This is a genomic window from Helicobacter sp. UBA3407, from assembly GCF_949747025.1.
Taxonomy (GTDB): domain Bacteria; phylum Campylobacterota; class Campylobacteria; order Campylobacterales; family Helicobacteraceae; genus Helicobacter_D; species Helicobacter_D ganmani.
In genome coordinates this window covers 1-1117 of record NZ_CATKCB010000004.1, presented here as the reverse complement: position 1 = coordinate 1117, position 1117 = coordinate 1, and the positions used below count along the sequence as shown (strand labels likewise).

At 36.6% G+C, this 1117-nt stretch carries 1 protein-coding gene; it reads right to left on the bottom strand.

Going from position 1 to position 1117, the window contains the following annotated elements; all coding sequences use genetic code 11:
- Positions 1–1117, bottom strand: a 1117-nt coding sequence (locus tag Q1553_RS00020; RefSeq protein ID WP_300842633.1) for a UvrD-helicase domain-containing protein, incomplete at both ends; no start/stop codon positions are given.

Sequence of the window (1117 nt, the reverse complement as noted above, 5' to 3'; positions counted from 1 at the left end):
TCTGCGCATTTTCTTGCGATTCGTTAAACAAGCCAAAAATGCTAGTATTATATTTTTGTGTTAAAGTCAATAACTTGTCTATTGTTGTTTTTCCAATTCCGCGTTTGGGTTTATTAAGAATGCGTGTAAGCGAAAAATCATCATCTAAATTCACTAACACACGCAAATAGCTCAACACATCTTTAATCTCGCTTCTTTCGTAAAACCGAATTGCTCCTACCAACACATAAGGAATCTTTTCGCGGTTAAACCCCTCCTCTAAAGAACGAGAAAGCGCATTGACACGAAACAAAACTGCAATTTGCTTGGGTGAGATTCCACGACTTAGCAAACCTTTAAGGATAGTTGCCACTCTACGCACTTCTGCTTGCTCATCACTAGAATGCAGAATCTCCACAGGTTTGCCCTTTTCCAAAGTCGTCTTGAGTTCTTTTCCTAAACGCTCTTTATTGTTTGCAATCAGTTGATTTGCTGCCTTTAGAATCGCTTGCGTGGAGCGATAATTTTTTTCTAGTTTAATCACTTTTGCACCCTGAAATTGTTTGCTAAATTGCAAGATATTTTGGATATTTGCCCCACGCCAACTATAAATGCTCTGGTCATCGTCCCCCACAACGCAAAGATTTTGGTGCGTAGAGCAAAGTTGTTTGAGCAGTAAATATTGCAAATGATTGGTATCTTGATACTCATCTACCATAATGTATTGATATTTTTTACTCTCATTTTCTGCAATTTTTGGATTTTTTTGCATAATTTCCAAAGGAAGCAGCAGCAAATCATCAAAATCTACCATATTTTTTTGCACCAAAAATTCCTGATATTCCTTATACACTTTGGCAATATGCTCATAATTTGCATTATATGCGTTTTTTAAAGCCTCTTGCGGAGTGATTTGAGAGTTTTTATAGCGCGAAATCTCGCTAATCACTAAAGGCAAAGGTGCTAAATCGTTATTAAGCTCTTTAATGATGCGTTTGCTATCCTCACTATCTGCTAAAATAAAATTTGCCTTGCGTCCAAGCTCTACAATATAAAACTTCAAAAACAACAAACCAAACTTATGAAAAGTGCAAAGCAACGGAGGGTGTGTTGAGAGATTATCAATCATACTTAAAGC